General features: G+C 34.7%; 19 protein-coding genes. 9 read left to right on the top strand and 10 right to left on the bottom strand.

Going from position 1 to position 14,142, the window contains the following annotated elements; genetic code table 11:
* The first annotated feature begins 41 nt into the window (after nucleotides 1–41).
* From NFRAN_RS03860 to NFRAN_RS03840, 6 genes are all read left to right on the top strand, one after another.
* Nucleotides 42–272: an Lrp/AsnC family transcriptional regulator gene (locus NFRAN_RS03860; RefSeq protein ID WP_134483169.1), complete on the top strand. Its 231-nt coding sequence runs from the start codon at nucleotides 42–44 to the stop codon at nucleotides 270–272.
* 117 nt (nucleotides 273–389) lie between these two features.
* Complete coding sequence (locus NFRAN_RS13390; RefSeq protein WP_172602097.1) at nucleotides 390–545, top strand: hypothetical protein; 156 nt, start codon at nucleotides 390–392, stop codon at nucleotides 543–545.
* Nucleotides 546–592: 47 nt separating this feature from the next.
* Nucleotides 593–1,633 (top strand): rhomboid family intramembrane serine protease, encoded by a 1,041-nt coding sequence (locus NFRAN_RS03855; RefSeq protein ID WP_134483168.1) that lies wholly within the window; start codon nucleotides 593–595, stop codon nucleotides 1,631–1,633.
* Between the two features lie 174 nt (nucleotides 1,634–1,807).
* Complete coding sequence (locus NFRAN_RS03850; RefSeq protein ID WP_134485643.1) at nucleotides 1,808–2,422, top strand: twin-arginine translocation signal domain-containing protein; 615 nt, start codon at nucleotides 1,808–1,810, stop codon at nucleotides 2,420–2,422.
* Nucleotides 2,403–4,043 carry a cytochrome b gene (locus NFRAN_RS03845; RefSeq protein ID WP_232037931.1) on the top strand — a complete coding sequence of 547 codons (1,641 nt, stop codon included), beginning with the start codon at nucleotides 2,403–2,405 and terminating at the stop codon, nucleotides 4,041–4,043. Before NFRAN_RS03850 ends, NFRAN_RS03845 begins: the two co-directional genes overlap by 20 nt.
* Before the next feature lie 204 nt (nucleotides 4,044–4,247).
* Complete coding sequence (locus NFRAN_RS03840) at nucleotides 4,248–4,724, top strand: cupredoxin domain-containing protein (RefSeq protein ID WP_232037930.1); 477 nt, start codon at nucleotides 4,248–4,250, stop codon at nucleotides 4,722–4,724.
* A 2-nt stretch (nucleotides 4,725–4,726) separates the two neighbouring features.
* Here the strand turns inward: NFRAN_RS03840 and NFRAN_RS03835 are convergent, their stop codons facing one another.
* The 7 genes from NFRAN_RS03835 to NFRAN_RS03805 all read right to left on the bottom strand — a co-directional run bounded on the left by NFRAN_RS03835 (nucleotide 4,727) and on the right by NFRAN_RS03805 (nucleotide 9,859).
* Complete coding sequence (locus NFRAN_RS03835; RefSeq protein WP_134483167.1) at nucleotides 4,727–5,122, bottom strand: hypothetical protein; 396 nt, start codon at nucleotides 5,120–5,122, stop codon at nucleotides 4,727–4,729.
* A 210-nt stretch (nucleotides 5,123–5,332) separates the two neighbouring features.
* Complete coding sequence (locus NFRAN_RS03830) at nucleotides 5,333–5,848, bottom strand: hypothetical protein (RefSeq protein WP_145988009.1); 516 nt, start codon at nucleotides 5,846–5,848, stop codon at nucleotides 5,333–5,335.
* Between the two features lie 55 nt (nucleotides 5,849–5,903).
* Nucleotides 5,904–6,179, bottom strand: coding sequence for a hypothetical protein (locus NFRAN_RS03825; RefSeq protein ID WP_197731110.1), 276 nt, complete (start codon nucleotides 6,177–6,179; stop codon nucleotides 5,904–5,906).
* A 123-nt stretch (nucleotides 6,180–6,302) separates the two neighbouring features.
* Nucleotides 6,303–7,640: a serine--tRNA ligase gene (gene serS / locus NFRAN_RS03820; RefSeq protein WP_134483165.1), complete on the bottom strand. Its 1,338-nt coding sequence runs from the start codon at nucleotides 7,638–7,640 to the stop codon at nucleotides 6,303–6,305.
* Entirely contained in the window at nucleotides 7,633–7,911 is a 279-nt protein-coding gene (locus tag NFRAN_RS03815) for a KEOPS complex subunit Pcc1 (protein ID WP_134483164.1), read from the bottom strand. Before NFRAN_RS03815 ends, serS begins: the two co-directional genes overlap by 8 nt.
* The gene (locus NFRAN_RS03810) at nucleotides 7,895–9,409 is read right to left on the bottom strand and encodes a hypothetical protein (protein ID WP_134483163.1); all 1,515 of its coding nucleotides are present in this window, start codon (nucleotides 9,407–9,409) and stop codon (nucleotides 7,895–7,897) included. The genes NFRAN_RS03815 and NFRAN_RS03810 overlap by 17 nt, the downstream gene beginning before the upstream one ends.
* Nucleotides 9,410–9,412: 3 nt before the next feature.
* Nucleotides 9,413–9,859 (bottom strand): 30S ribosomal protein S15, encoded by a 447-nt coding sequence (locus NFRAN_RS03805; protein ID WP_134483162.1) that lies wholly within the window; start codon nucleotides 9,857–9,859, stop codon nucleotides 9,413–9,415.
* A 95-nt stretch (nucleotides 9,860–9,954) separates the two neighbouring features.
* Between NFRAN_RS03805 and NFRAN_RS03800 the strand changes: the two genes are divergently transcribed.
* The 3 genes from NFRAN_RS03800 (at nucleotide 9,955) to NFRAN_RS03790 (ending at nucleotide 12,087) form a co-directional block, all read left to right on the top strand.
* Nucleotides 9,955–10,380, top strand: coding sequence for a zinc ribbon domain-containing protein (locus tag NFRAN_RS03800; protein ID WP_134483161.1), 426 nt, complete (start codon nucleotides 9,955–9,957; stop codon nucleotides 10,378–10,380).
* 96 nt (nucleotides 10,381–10,476) lie between these two features.
* Nucleotides 10,477–10,974 carry a hypothetical protein gene (locus NFRAN_RS03795; RefSeq protein WP_134483160.1) on the top strand — a complete coding sequence of 166 codons (498 nt, stop codon included), beginning with the start codon at nucleotides 10,477–10,479 and terminating at the stop codon, nucleotides 10,972–10,974.
* 171 nt (nucleotides 10,975–11,145) lie between these two features.
* On the top strand, nucleotides 11,146–12,087 hold the full coding sequence (locus tag NFRAN_RS03790) for a TIGR00269 family protein (protein ID WP_425321211.1): 942 nt from the start codon (nucleotides 11,146–11,148) through the stop codon (nucleotides 12,085–12,087).
* 3 nt (nucleotides 12,088–12,090) lie between these two features.
* Here NFRAN_RS03790 and NFRAN_RS03785 read toward each other — a convergent pair whose 3' ends face one another.
* From NFRAN_RS03785 to NFRAN_RS03775, 3 genes are all read right to left on the bottom strand, one after another.
* Entirely contained in the window at nucleotides 12,091–12,300 is a 210-nt protein-coding gene (locus NFRAN_RS03785) for a hypothetical protein (protein WP_197731109.1), read from the bottom strand.
* Nucleotides 12,301–12,460: 160 nt separating this feature from the next.
* Nucleotides 12,461–12,904: an aconitase X swivel domain-containing protein gene (locus NFRAN_RS03780; protein ID WP_197731108.1), complete on the bottom strand. Its 444-nt coding sequence runs from the start codon at nucleotides 12,902–12,904 to the stop codon at nucleotides 12,461–12,463.
* A gap of 46 nt (nucleotides 12,905–12,950) precedes the next feature.
* Nucleotides 12,951–14,138, bottom strand: coding sequence for an aconitase X (locus NFRAN_RS03775; RefSeq protein ID WP_232037928.1), 1,188 nt, complete (start codon nucleotides 14,136–14,138; stop codon nucleotides 12,951–12,953).
* Between the last annotated feature and the right edge of the window lie 4 nt (nucleotides 14,139–14,142).

The following is a 14,142-nucleotide window of genomic DNA, read 5'->3' as shown; positions in this document are numbered from 1 at the left end:
GATATCATCTTTTTATATTTGTTATATTATTAATTTGATATATGCCAGAAGCTTTTGTGCTTATGAATGCAGAATTAGGAAGCGAAGAATCAATTGTGAGCGAGTTAAAAAAGATAGATTTGGTAAAACATGTTTACCAAGTCTATGGCGTATATGATATAGTTGCCCTAGTTGAAGGTGAGAGCATGGACAAAGTCAAGGAAACTATAACATGGAAGCTTAGAAAGCTCAATGGTGTGAAGTCGACATTAACTATGATAGTTATGGAGTAAAATCTGGTTTCTTTTATTGATATAGATTTTCAAATTCTTTATAATTTCTAGATAGCAACTTTAATCTATATCTTTATTTTTTATTTACTTGTGAAGCTATTTTTTAGAAAAAAGGATGTGGATAAAAAGAACTCTACTCAGTCTAATCAAAAGAAGTGTAAATATTGTGATATGATTTTTGATGAGGAGGAAAGACTTCGACGTCACGTAAGAAAGGCTCACAATGACAAAGGTGGCGACATGCCAAATTTGAATCCGTTTGGCCCAAGCTAGTAAGATAATGATTCGGGTTTATAATATTTGTAAATAGATTATTAATCATGTTCCCAATTCACGATGATACTCCTAGGGTAAATGGCCGTCCATTTGTTAACTATGGTCTGATAGGTGTCAACATTATAGTTTTCATCTATGAGATCATAATCACGGGAAATTTTTCAAACCGAATGGCGGTATATGAATTATATTTTAACTATGGTTCTGTTCCAGATTTGGTGTTATCCGGTCAGAATTTGGGATCTCTTTTCAGTTCTATGTTCATGCATGGTAGCATAGCCCATTTATTAGGAAACATGTTTTTTCTTTATGTCTTTGGAGACAATTTAGAAGATAGATTTGGACATTTTAGATATCTATTGTTATATCTATTCTGGGGCGTTATGGCTGCATTAGCACATAGTATTTATGCGATATCAACAGGAGAAGGCAATGTACCAGCAATAGGTGCATCAGGTGCTATATCTGGAGTACTGGGAGCGTATTTGATATTCTTTCCACATGCAAAGATCCATACCATTATTTTTGCATTTTTTATTACGACTGTGAGAATTCCAGCGATTGCCTATATACCCTTTTGGTTCATCATGCAACTCATATTCGCATTAATAGGCCAATCTGGAGGAGTTGCATATTTGGCACATATAGGAGGGTTCATAATAGGATTGGTGTCTGCATACGGATGGAAATTCTTTTCGACCCATCTATTTGACAGGGGATCTTACCGAAACCAAGACTATCGACCCAGGTCAATTAGGACATCCAAGTTTCCTTTAAACAATCATTATGTTGGTAACAATCGTATAGATTCTTCTGATGTGAGAAATCCGAAAAGAATACTTCGGCCTGAAATTATAATGGGGGAAAATTTTGTTGACGTGATATATGAAGATAAAAATGCTTCAACTTTTTCTCAGATACAGGCCAATTTCAACAATGAGACTCGTCTCTTGACTATACACAACTTGGTTACCAATAGGACTAATACTTTATCTGTATCGGAACTACAAGATAAACGCTATGTTGTTTCAAATATTTCAGTAATAAATGGAATTGTTAGAATAAGACTCGCGCAAGTATTTTAGAGTCATCAAGCCGGAATAATGTGTGAAACTCTGCATCGATAATAAATCCGGTTGGCAAGCGATCCAATCAAAATTTTTTTGATTGTAATGAAAATACTGTCTACAAAATGATGCCTGTATTAGGTATACTTAAATAAAGATTTATAAGATATCTTTTTGAACTTTTTAGTTATAATGTCTCAACGACAACCTCCAAAAGTCGACGGAGGAAAGATTTCACGTAGAGATTTTTTAAAGTTGCTTGCAGCAGCAGGTACAGTTATGACCTTTACACCTTTTGTCGAATGGGGAAAGTTCTTACCTAATCCTAGGGAATCTTCTGAAGAAAGAGCAAAGGTCGTGTTGCCTGATGGAAGCCAAGCAAATGTTAATACATTCAAAGTAAATCATGCTGAAGCTGTTGTTTATCCAATGTCTGAAGATCCTGTATTAAATGAAGAAGCTTTTCGAACTTGGCAGTTCATACGACTCCCAGCAGAGCTTGGTGGGGAAAAGAATGATGCATCAGCTTTTAGAATGTATAGTATGGTGTGTCTTCATTTGTGGTGTTTATGGAAATATTGGCCAGAGGAAGGTAGAAAACGAGGTGAGTGTCCTTGTCATGGTTCTATGTACGACCCATTAACAGGTGAGGCATTTGCAGGCCCAGCAGCACTTCAGGCTCCACCTTCCAATGTTTTACCTAGCTTGGATCTCGAGGTGGACGATGAAGGTAATATTTGGATTAAACCTCCCAATTGGACCCCGTCAGGTAATGGGGTAGTCGGATATGGGCGCTTCCTTACATAGTGAAGATAATAGCCTTGTAAGGCTATTCAAATGGATCTATGCCGGGTTCGATAGAACCATCTTTATGGGTCTAAAGTTCACTTTTCCAACAAAGTTTGTGAGTCCATTAGGATTCCTTGGGATGTTGACTTTTGTAGTGTTTATCATACTGGGAATTACTGGGGCTTTTCTCATGTTATGGTATGAACCTATACTGGATAGGGCATGGGATAGTGTCAGTAAGATCAATGATACAATTCCCTATGGATTTCACATTAGAAATATTCACTATCATGCTTCAAACGCTATGGTAATGCTGGCAATTTTGCATATGTATTATCAATTCTTTAGTGGGCGATATAAGATCCGAAATGAAATGTTATGGGTTACTGGAATTTTACTTGGTGTCCTTACAATTCTAGAGGCATTCACTGGTTATGATATTATCTTTAGTGAAAGAGCTGAATTAGCAATATCTATAGCGGCGTCACTTACTAATTCTATTCCCATCCTTGGTCCTGATATGATGAACGCGTTTTTTGGGTCGGGATTTCATGATTTCGTGCTTAGGTTTTATGCTTTTCATGTATTCTTTTTGCCAATTGTGCTATTAGGGTTGATGGTGGTACATTTCCCTCGATTTTTGGTATTCGACGTACCCATGGTAATGGCCGTAGCAGGGGCTATCATGATAACTGGTGGTGTTTTTCCAATCGATTTGGGGCTAAAGTTTGATCCTAATGTGCCCCCTGGAATAACTGTACCTGAATGGTATCTTACTGGTCTCTACGCGTTTTTAAGAAGTCAATTTGATAAATTTACTACTGGGGTAGCTTGGCCAGGTCTGTTTATATTTACACTGTTGATAATTCCTTTCATTGATAGGTATAAAAAGTTCTCCTGGAAGGATCGTCCAATTATTACTGCGCTGGGTATCACTAGTATTGCTCAGATTATAATTACGACATACTGGGGCTTTTATATCGATCCAGATAGGACAAAATCGCTATTGGAAAGACTGGTAATCGATCCTATCTTCCTGTATACTGTTATGGTGTTGCTTGTCCCCTTGTCATTTGGGTTCACTTATTTGATGATTAAGCTAGCAAAGAATGCGGAAGCAAATGCAAAGAAACAAAAACCGCCTGAGAAAAATCCAATACAACTTCCTGCAAAGTGGTTGTATATCCTGTTTGTTGTTCTGATAGGATTTCAAGTATACCTAAACATAGCTGCCTACTATGCTGTTTTGGATGGGATGAAAAACTATTCACTATTCCTAATAGGAATATTGATGTTGGTTTTTGCCGGTATGTTCCATTTGTATAGATACGGTAGGGGTTTGCCAAAATCAAATGTTGAAGTTGTAACCAGTAAAAAACGCAAATTCATATTTCCTTCATTCGGATCCCCAAAAAGAAGGCCTCTTTCTGGCGGTACCCCGGTCAAGGAGTTATCGGATGTTTCTTCCGAAGAAAAATTACAAAAAGATAAAGCCTTACATAAAGACGAATCAGTACCTTTACCCGAAATTCAGTCCTCAAAACGATCCAGTGCACCTACAGAAGCGAACGTTGAATCTCATTCAGAAAAAGGTATTCCTGCAGTTGAAGGATCGATGAAGGTAAAGTCGGATGAATAATGCAAATTGAGGGTTATGAATTGATTGTGTATATTCTATCAGCCAACAACCAATTTCAATCCATGCATAAGCTTTTCCATTTTCTTCGATATTTTCTAACTTTTTTCGATAAAATATTGTTCTGTCTCTAGTAAACATTTATAATGCTATTGACATTTTTTCGATAAATAAAATATTTATTATCGTTTGTCAAATAAAACTCAATTGGAACGAGTAAAGAAGCAGTCCCAGATTGGCGGGATTAGTATCATTTCTTTTGTAGTAATTATTACCATAAGTTTAGTTTATTATCAGTTTGTTTATACACCAGCCATGAATGCCACGCCAGATGTTCCTGAAGAAGTATTAAACCCATCAGGAATTACATCGATATCTATAGTCGAAGGCGCCTCTTTACCTGAGAATCCCAATTTTTATTCACCTAAGGAAGTGCGTGCTACATTGGGTGTGTCTAATAAAGTTGTCTGGACCAACGATGATGTGACAGCACATACTGTAACTACTGATAACGATTATGAAGATCCAGTAAATGGTCGCTTTGACTCTTTAGCTACTATAGGTCTTATTCCTCCACAGGGTACTTTTGAATTTACTTTCACACAGCGTGGTGAATATGCTTATCATTGTGAACCTCACCCGTGGATGACTGGAAAGGTAGATGTAGAGCCAAACTTCGGTTAAGGTTAATCTTTACCTTTTTTAATTCTGATAAATTTGACAGCAGAACCTATTTCCTTGTGTTCTTGAATCAAGGTTGCTCTAAACTTTGCCATTGAACCATCATCAGACGGCACATGTAAAGTCTTGACTTTAAACTGAATGTTTTTTGGTTCTAATATCTCTTTTTTCATAATTGGAAGTCTCGCATAAGGGTGATTGATTTTTTTGCCCTGTAGTTCTATATAGGTAAAAACGTCGGAGGAACCTTCAATTTGAGAGTTAATGCTAATGCTATCAAACCTGCCTTCATAAGTTATAGATACACGACCTTCAAGGACTTGGTCAGTCTGTGTCTCTTCTTTTTCAAAATACAAATTTATCATGTTTTCACTATTGTCAGTGCTATCTATTTTTCCCATATTCTGAACTTTATGTGACTTGACTTTTTAATTTATGGGGTGAACTAACTAAGCTAACCAAACTCTTTAGCCAGTTACAGCGTCTTCCATATTCTTTTGTTATGGTCAAATACAAAAACAAAAAGTTGGATATTTGATTCTGAATGTAAGTGTTTCATGTCGTTTTTCACTTGACCAGTATTATCTTTATTTTCCTTACTTGGGGATTCGTTAGGTTGGGATTCTGTTAGTGACGGATCCATTTTCTTGGTTTGATTGAATAACTCTAATATTTTCAATTGATATTTCAATTCGCTCCACGCCCTTAGTGAATTCATTATGATTTTTGTTTCCTAAAAGATATATCATTCTTCTGCAAAACAAGAGTTCGATCTCATCTTCTGTGTCGTTCGTGTCAAAATTGGAACTTTCCTTATCAATGACTTCATCTCCATATTGATTTTGCTCGAAACATTCTGTTATGATGAGCTTAAATCTTAATCCCTTGCTTCCTCTTCTTTTCCTGATATTTTTTATGACATCTACAAAAAGGTTCCATCTGTCGATCGAAATACAATTAAAAAACTCTTCAGATACGTTCTTGATGAATTCAATCTCGAGAATACTTGCGTATGAACTATTTTTTTGAATTTCTGACTCGATCACAACATAGATTTTGAAGAGATTATTGATAGTTTCAATTTCACCGAGTGATAATCCCCAATGATTAATTATAATTTGATACAATTCATAAAATTATAATTGAAAATTTTTTAAAATGAATAAAAAAGAGTGCGATAGTTTACCAATGATGCTTTTCGTCAGGCATTAATCCTATCTGCTCTCTTTGGAAATATTTCTCTAATTCTTGGGTCCATTTTTCTTTTGCGGATTGACCTCCAAGACCTTTTCTTCTCAGCCAAAATGAAATTGCACCTAACAAAAATACTCCAAATAACATAGTTCCAAATATGTAGATCATGACGTCATAGAACAAGGGGTCGTATTGTGGCCCGATTTGTAAGCCAAAGTTTTGGAACATACTACTTGTTTGAGACAGTACGCTTAACAAGCTCATTATATTATGAGCCTGACAACTAGGATATATAGATTTTGGTTATGTAATTTGAAAAAACATCAATTTCCTTCTACCATAAATATTCTCTATTTCTAAACAAAATTGTGCTATTTTAAAAAATAACTATCTTCTATTGCCTATTTCTTCTAAATTATTCATATACTTTCTCAATACTTTCGGGATTTCAATAGTTCCACGGGAAGTTTGATAGTTTTCCATTATGGCAACTAAAGTTCTCTGAACGGCTACCAAAGTACTATTTAACGTATGAACTAGTGTCGTTTCCTCGTTTGGATTATTTCTAAATCTTATCTTTAGACTTCGTGCCTGATAATCTGTACAGTTAGAACAAGAGCATATTTCCCTATATGCACCTTGCACTGGAAACCAGGCTTCAATATCATATGTTTTCGAAGCTACTTTTCCTAGATCCCCCGTACATAGAATTATGGTTCTAAAGGGAATTTCTAGCATTTCATAAAATCTCTCTGTAATTTCTAATAGTTTTTCATGTTCCTTCCAGGAATCGTCTGGTTTGCAGAACACAAATTGCTCAATTTTTTCAAATTGATGTACTCTAAATAAGCCCTTCATGTCTTTACCATGGGCTCCAGCCTCCTTTCTAAAACATGAACTAACCCCTGCATATCTAATGGGAAGATCTTTTCCATCAATAATTTCGTTCATATGCATTGAAGCCATAGGGTGTTCTGATGTTCCGATCAAGTAAAGATCTTCATTTTCTACTTTGTAAATAGTGTCTTCGAAATCGCTCAAAATAACTGCCCCTTCCATAGCTTCTCTTCTTATGAGAAACGGTGGTTGAATTGCCGTATATCCTTCTTTTATCAAATAGTCCAGAGCAAAATTTGACAGGGCCATACTCAACTTGACCAATTCATTCTTTAGAATATAAAAACGAGAGCCTGATATTTTTCCTGCTCTCTCAAAATCCACTAGATCATACTCAGTAGCAAGATCAACGTGACTCTTTCTTTTTATGTCAAAAACGATGTTAGGGTTATTATTCTTATTATCATATCTGTTATTTGAAATATCATTGGAATTAATAATTATTGATGGAACATTCTTGATAACTACATTTTCAGTTGCGTCTCTACCAATAGGAACACTTTCATGTGGAAAGTTGGGTAAGCTATAAATATATTTTAAGAAGATTTGATCGTTTTCTTTGGTTTCGTCTTCGGTTCTTTTTATCTGTCTCCCGATCTCTTCCATCTTGTTTACACTCTCAGATATATCCTCATTTCTTTTCTTTGCTGTGGCAATTTCTTTTGCGAGTGTATTTTTTTGATGCTTTAAGTTTTGTAATCTCACTATTAGGTCTCTTCTTTTCTTATCTGAATCTAAAAGCTCATCTATAGGGAAGCTGATATTTCGCTTGATAAGCATTTCTTTAACCAGTTTAGGGTTTTCTTTTATGATCCTTGAATCAATCAACGCTTATCACATTCCTGATTAATGTAATATGCTCCATAATCTCATCAATTGTGTTGATTAAAGTGTTAATATTATTTTCCCTGGCCTCGCTTCTTGTGAATTTTACGTGAAGAAAAAGATTCTCTTGTTCCGTTTTTATGTCTATGACTAAGCTAGAAGGAATATCTATATTGTCTACAATCAATGACTTGTAAGTTGCGATCGCTTCATTTGTACTTCTGCATTTTATTGTTATATTTACATCAAAACAGAGACTAGGGGGTGTTAACATCCAATATTATTTTTTTTATATTCGATAAAAATACTTCTAATTTATTCACGGGCACTATTACTTCTATATTGATGTTTTTTCTATCGTTGTAATACCTTGTAGGAGAACAGTATTTGATTGACAAGCCTTGCTTTTCAGTAAATTCCTTTATTTTTTCTCTTAATTTAACGGCGTCTAATTTAATGGATTCTCCACTCATCAAAATATATTTGTACATCTCTTCACTCGAGGTTCCAGTAGTTCTTAAACATATTATTTTATCCGAAAAGGAGTGTGATTTTGCTAATAGGTCAGCGAATTCGACAATTTGTTTCTCATCTAATATTCCCTCACCATTTACAAATGTTATTTTTCCATCTTCGTAGCACCTCCACTTTTCGGAAAAGATTCTTGAACCACTTTTTCTAATTTTAAACTTGTCTGATTGGATCTGATCCCGGATTTCGTTCAGCAAATCATATCGATCTCCAAGAGAAATTGCCAATGCGAGACCAATGCTTTTTCTCTTAATACATGATTCTAGCGCCTTTGCGAATGAGTAAGACCCTTTAAGAATACTATTCGACTCCTCACTTGTAAGAACATAGTTATACGAAAGTAATTTTTCTCTTAAATTCTTGCTTACTAAAGTTGTATCATCATCATTCGAATTCTCTTTTTCAACAAATTCTTCAATAGAGTTTACTATTTCGTTAATCTCTCTTTCTTCAAGCTCGTCCAAAGACTTTGCTCTCTTATTTTCTGCAGACAGTACTCCAGATCTTTGTAGAACTTTAATAGAGGCCTGCCTGTTCCAAGTTAATCCTTTGATAAAATAGGATGTGTTGTCCTCCAATACACTAATAATCGAAGAGGTGGGTTTTCCAACGAATACCAGGTCTTTTTTCTTTTCAATCAAATTTAACGACATGGCAGTTTGTAATATTTCATTGTAGGGTTCATTTGGTCTATCATATATGGCATTTGAGAATTTTGAAATTTCTGCTATTAAGGGTAAATACGACATTTGAGTTATTTTCCTATCAATATCCTTTATCAAGTAATATACGACGCTCGAAATTGTAGGTGCATTGTCTAAATTCAGGATGTCCTTTATCTTGTAGGTATTGAGATATCTAACCTTGTCAGTTTCTATTGAATTTTTGCTCTTAGATGAATCTTTATCTGCGTTAATGAACAAAAAATAATTGTTATGTGTAATCAAATCGACAATCTCATCATAGAAATTAGAATCAAAATCCAAAAGGATGAAAGAATCATATCCTTCCTTTATTAGGTTTCCTATTCTATATTTTGACTCTTCATAGTTACCAGAATCTTCGCATCTGATAACCGCATTACCTCCCATACGGTAGATTGAATCAAAGATTATAGAACTACTAATTATCCCATCGACGGTTGAATTTGAAATAATAAATATAACTTTTTTCTGTTCTATTTGGTCAAATAACAGGCTGCTTGTTGATGATAAGATGTGTTCGAGGTTCTTATCTCCCATTCTCTATTCTAGTTTGGCTATAACTGATGCATACTTCCAATCTTTAGATACCTTGCCAATTCTTTTGTAGTATCTTGATAATCTGTGAATCTTTGATTCTATCAGTTCGAGAGACCTCACATTTCTTTTATCGCTATTATGGATACTCAAATGTTTTTGTAATCCCAATGCTTTTCGAACAAGCTTTTCCAAGTCTTCGGGCATGGATCGTTTAATATCATTTTCTTCCAATACTTGAGTTATGGTTTTTCCTATTATTGGTTTTGCCAACGGGATTGCAAGTTCGTCTCTTAATCTTAAACCAATTTCACTGGCAGACATTCCATCCTTACCGAAATTGACTATTGTTTTTATGATTTCTTCACCATCCATGGTCCAAGAGGGTGCATTCTTGGAAGTTGGCCTAATAGAATGAGATTTTCCATGAGTGTGGGCGTGAGTTCGTGCCATATTCGCTATATTTGTATGAAAATTTACATATCTTAAATGTTATTATTCTGTCATAACATAAAAGTTATATAATTCCTATCTGAGTAATTTTTAATATGAATAAGGCACAGTTAATGGTAGCGGCTTTTTCATTGGTAATGGGCTCTATACTATTATTACCAGGATTTAACATTGCTTTTGCACAATATGGATCACAAGGTGACGTTGGCACAGCAACATTGGAGGAGCAACTTCAATTGGCAAGAGAGAAGATAAGTAATGCTCAATCAGCAGGCGCATATGGTTCTGGTACTGCAATGTTTGGTACTAATTTAGATAACACAGTACTGATGATAATAATAATAGCAGTAGTTATGGGTGGTATATCAGCTGCATTCTTTGCTGCAGGCAGAACCGGTAGTAAGCGAGCTGTTGCTGCGGGACCTGAGGGTACCTACACAAGCGGAAAATTCTGCACAAATTGTGGAAATCAACTTAGTGACGGACAAAAGTTCTGCGGAAACTGTGGAACAAAAGTATAATTTTTTATTTTTCCATTTTTCCATTTAACGACTTTATATGGAAAATAATGGTTATTTATGGTAAAGTTTATAAGATCCCTTTAATATATATATACTATGAGCAAAGAAATTAAAGACGCTAATACACAGACAGCAAATAACATATCTTCATACATAAACCTCACCGAACAGTCCGTTGAAAAAACTTTAGATACAATTAAAGAAAATATGATCAAGTCGATAGATGAATATGTAAAAATTCAACCAAGATTCCTACAGTCAGTATCAGATTTCCAATTGGAAGTTATTCAATCATCCAAGGACGTAATTAACAAGACAATAGCCCATCAAAAAGGATTGATAAAGGAATTTGTGAACGTTTCTCAGGCACAGCCAAACGAAACATATCAACAGTTATTTAACAAGACGAATGAAAATATAGACAACTTTGTAAAGGCATTTACTGCTGGCAATCAGTTTAACTTTGACGCAATAGATACAACTCGTGAAAATGTAAAGCTTTACAATAAAGCATTGGATGCTTTTACAGACTATACTACCAATACATTCAATGCATGGACAGCCTTCGCAAGATCTTTTTACAGAAACAAATAATACCTCTTAAAATAGCTCGAACAAATCGGGCAATTTTTTCATATAATTATTTTTCTATTATATTCTTATGGATATCGGGTCCAAAAATCACAAAAAAATGGGATTTGGCTTACTTGACTATCTACATATTTAACGTTTTTAAATTGTATTCATAAATTGCTATTTATTATCATGATGTCGCTATGTAACAAGTGTAAAAAGAAAAATGCCGTCTATCATCGTCGCTACTCTGGCGAACTTCTTTGCAAATCATGTTTTATATACTCTATTGAAAAGAAAACCTTGCAAACTATCTCAAAATACTCTATGCTAAGTTTTGGTCAGCGGATAGCAGTAGGTGTATCAGGAGGCAAAGATAGCCTTGCTTTGTTACATGTCCTAAAGAAGGTATCAAAAAACAATAATAATGAAATCATTGCGATTACAGTTGATGAAGGTATAGAGGGTTATCGTAATGAATCTCTTTCTTTAGTCAAGAACTTTTGTAAAGAGGAGGAAATTCAATTAAGAATTTTTAGTTATAAAGATCTTTTTGGTTCGAGTATGGATGAGGCTATTCTTGAAAGACCGTCTGATAAATTCAGCTCATGTTCAATATGTGGTACCTTTAGACGTAGAGCTCTTGATTTGGCTAGCATATCTTTGAATGCTGATGTTCTAGCAACTGCTCACAATTTGGATGATTATCTACAAACATTTATGATTAATCTTTTCTCAGGCGACGTAGACCGAATAGGGTGGATGTACCCACGACCAATCGAGTACAGCAGTGGTCTTAAAAAGATCAAACCTTTTGTGGAGTTGTATGAAAGTGAAATCGTATTCTATGCATTTCACAGTGGAATAGAATTTCAAACTGATCAGTGTCCTTATATGAATGAAAGTATTAGGTCGGAATTTCGATCATTTTTTAATGATTTAGAAAAAACTCATCCTGGCATAAAATATAATTGTTTTAATTCTATGAACAAACTGTCTAAGCTAGTAAAATCTGTAGAAAATAACCATAATATGAAGAATACTTGTCTAAATTGTGGGGAAACATCTTCAAACGATATTTGTTCAGTTTGCACCACCATACAAATGCTGGAAATAAACAAAAAAAATTTTTAATTATTAGAAATTCTCTTTCTTTTCTTTTTTTGATGATTGCCACCATTCGAGGTAATCCTCGCTCTTGTTCCTTTGTTCTCTTGTGTTTATTTTTTCATGCAATTCTTCAATCTTCTCTCTAGGTGCGAAAAGACCACATCCTTTACAAATAAAGTTTTTTGTGATTCCGTCAAAACTAAGACTGCCTCCACATTCAGGACAAAATTTGACCAATAGTGTCTTATATAGAGAACTATACAAAAACGTTTTGAATCAATTAGATTTCTCATTAGTTAAGAATCTCGACACATGGATTTTTGTCTTCATTCCAAATTCATGGTCAGTTCGCCCATCGAAAACCATGTGCCGAGACAACCTTAATGTCCAGTATAGTCTATAAAGATTTATTCAGATCGACATTGATGATTTCTCTTTCTGTATCCAGAGTTACCCTTATTTCATTACTTTGAATAGAATAACTATCAATAGTTCTGACCAGAAGATTGTAGTTATCTTGGTCAATTAGCGCCAATGGAATATCTGATATAGCACATCCAGAAGCAGTAGTGATGTCAACCTTATTTGTACAGATCATACCATTTGGACTATTGGTGTTATACTTAAGCGCAAAAATTGTATATGCACCTACACTACTTCCTACCGAATTTGGAAAAACAAGGATCTTATCCCTTAGCTTATAAGTTCTTTGTCCTTGATTACTGATTGTAATTTCACCAGTCTTTGTATTTGCCATCCCTAGAAAATTTATAGGCTTTTGTAATAACAAAATCGACCCTTCAGTTTTACCTTTGACTATTTTTTTACAATTTATCTCCAAAACAAAATCGACATCCTTCTTTGCTTATATCAAAATTGTTAATATACTATCTAGTATATTTTCTTATAATGTCTTTAGTACTCGTTAATGCTACGGAAATTTTGTTTGATGTTTTCATGTAATAGGATGCTTTGACACTATTTGTGATTATGCTATCATAGTCTTGTCTAGTTATGAGTGGAGTCAAACAAGTGCAAGCATCAGATATAAAATTTACACCGCATTTTTCTAATGATTCTGTCAGCCCCATATTCTTGGCTTTACAATATACAGTTTTTGGACAGAAAACTTTGCATGGTTTGGTAAATTTTCTATTTCGTAATAATGTATGAAGTTGGCCTAGCTCATCCATTCCTAACTGCGGACTCCCAAATGTAATCAATTGACCATCCTCTGCTGTGTTTAACTCGTCTTTTGTCTTTCTCATTTCTACTTTATCGTACTTTATCTTTTCTATCGTTCTATCTGATTCTTGAATCTTGAACATCCCACAAGAACCAGAAGTTCCTATTCCTGCTGCAAGCGATTTTAATTTGGAAATTTCTAAACTATTGGAAACATTACAAATACCTGTACAGCTTTTTTGGATCGTCTTGCCTGCAAAATATCCTAATAATCCGTAGTCTAATTCATTTTCCAATTCCATTTCATTTATGATTTCTATTTTTGGATTCCTATTTTCATCAATTCGCAAGTCTGAATAGGGGGCTTTTCCAGTTATGGCACTAGCTAACGCACTTAATGCACTTTCTTTATTTGTTTTAAGATCCAAGTACGAATTTGCAAGTACTGCTGCGTTACTCTCAGCGAAACTAACTTGAGTGCCTTCTGATGGTAACGGCATCAACTCATAAGGGATACATGAAAATGTTGGAGTAACTCCCAATTTGTCATATGCTTGAACTATTTCCATTTGTTTCTCAATGAATTCAGTTGACAAGTCTGGACGATTGTCTCTATCAAAGCCCATTGGATTTAATGAAGTAGTTACACTAACTTTCCCGTCAGTACTGATCTTTTTTAAAAATTCAAGCCCGCTATCACCTATTGTGTTGTAGTTCACCCCTGAAACATGTGCCCAATTAATCGGTACTAGTTTCTCTGCATTAGTTGCTTCCCCAATAGCGACCAAAATCCTGTATGCGATCGATAGTCCTTCTCCATACTCGCCGGATAATCCTTTTTCCTCTTCGCGTGTCAGAAGCATATGTATCACTGTTTCTTTCTGATCCAATATT

Source organism: Candidatus Nitrosocosmicus franklandus (assembly GCF_900696045.1).
Classification (GTDB): domain Archaea; phylum Thermoproteota; class Nitrososphaeria; order Nitrososphaerales; family Nitrososphaeraceae; genus Nitrosocosmicus; species Nitrosocosmicus franklandus_A.
This window is presented reverse-complemented; position numbering and strand designations above follow the sequence as displayed.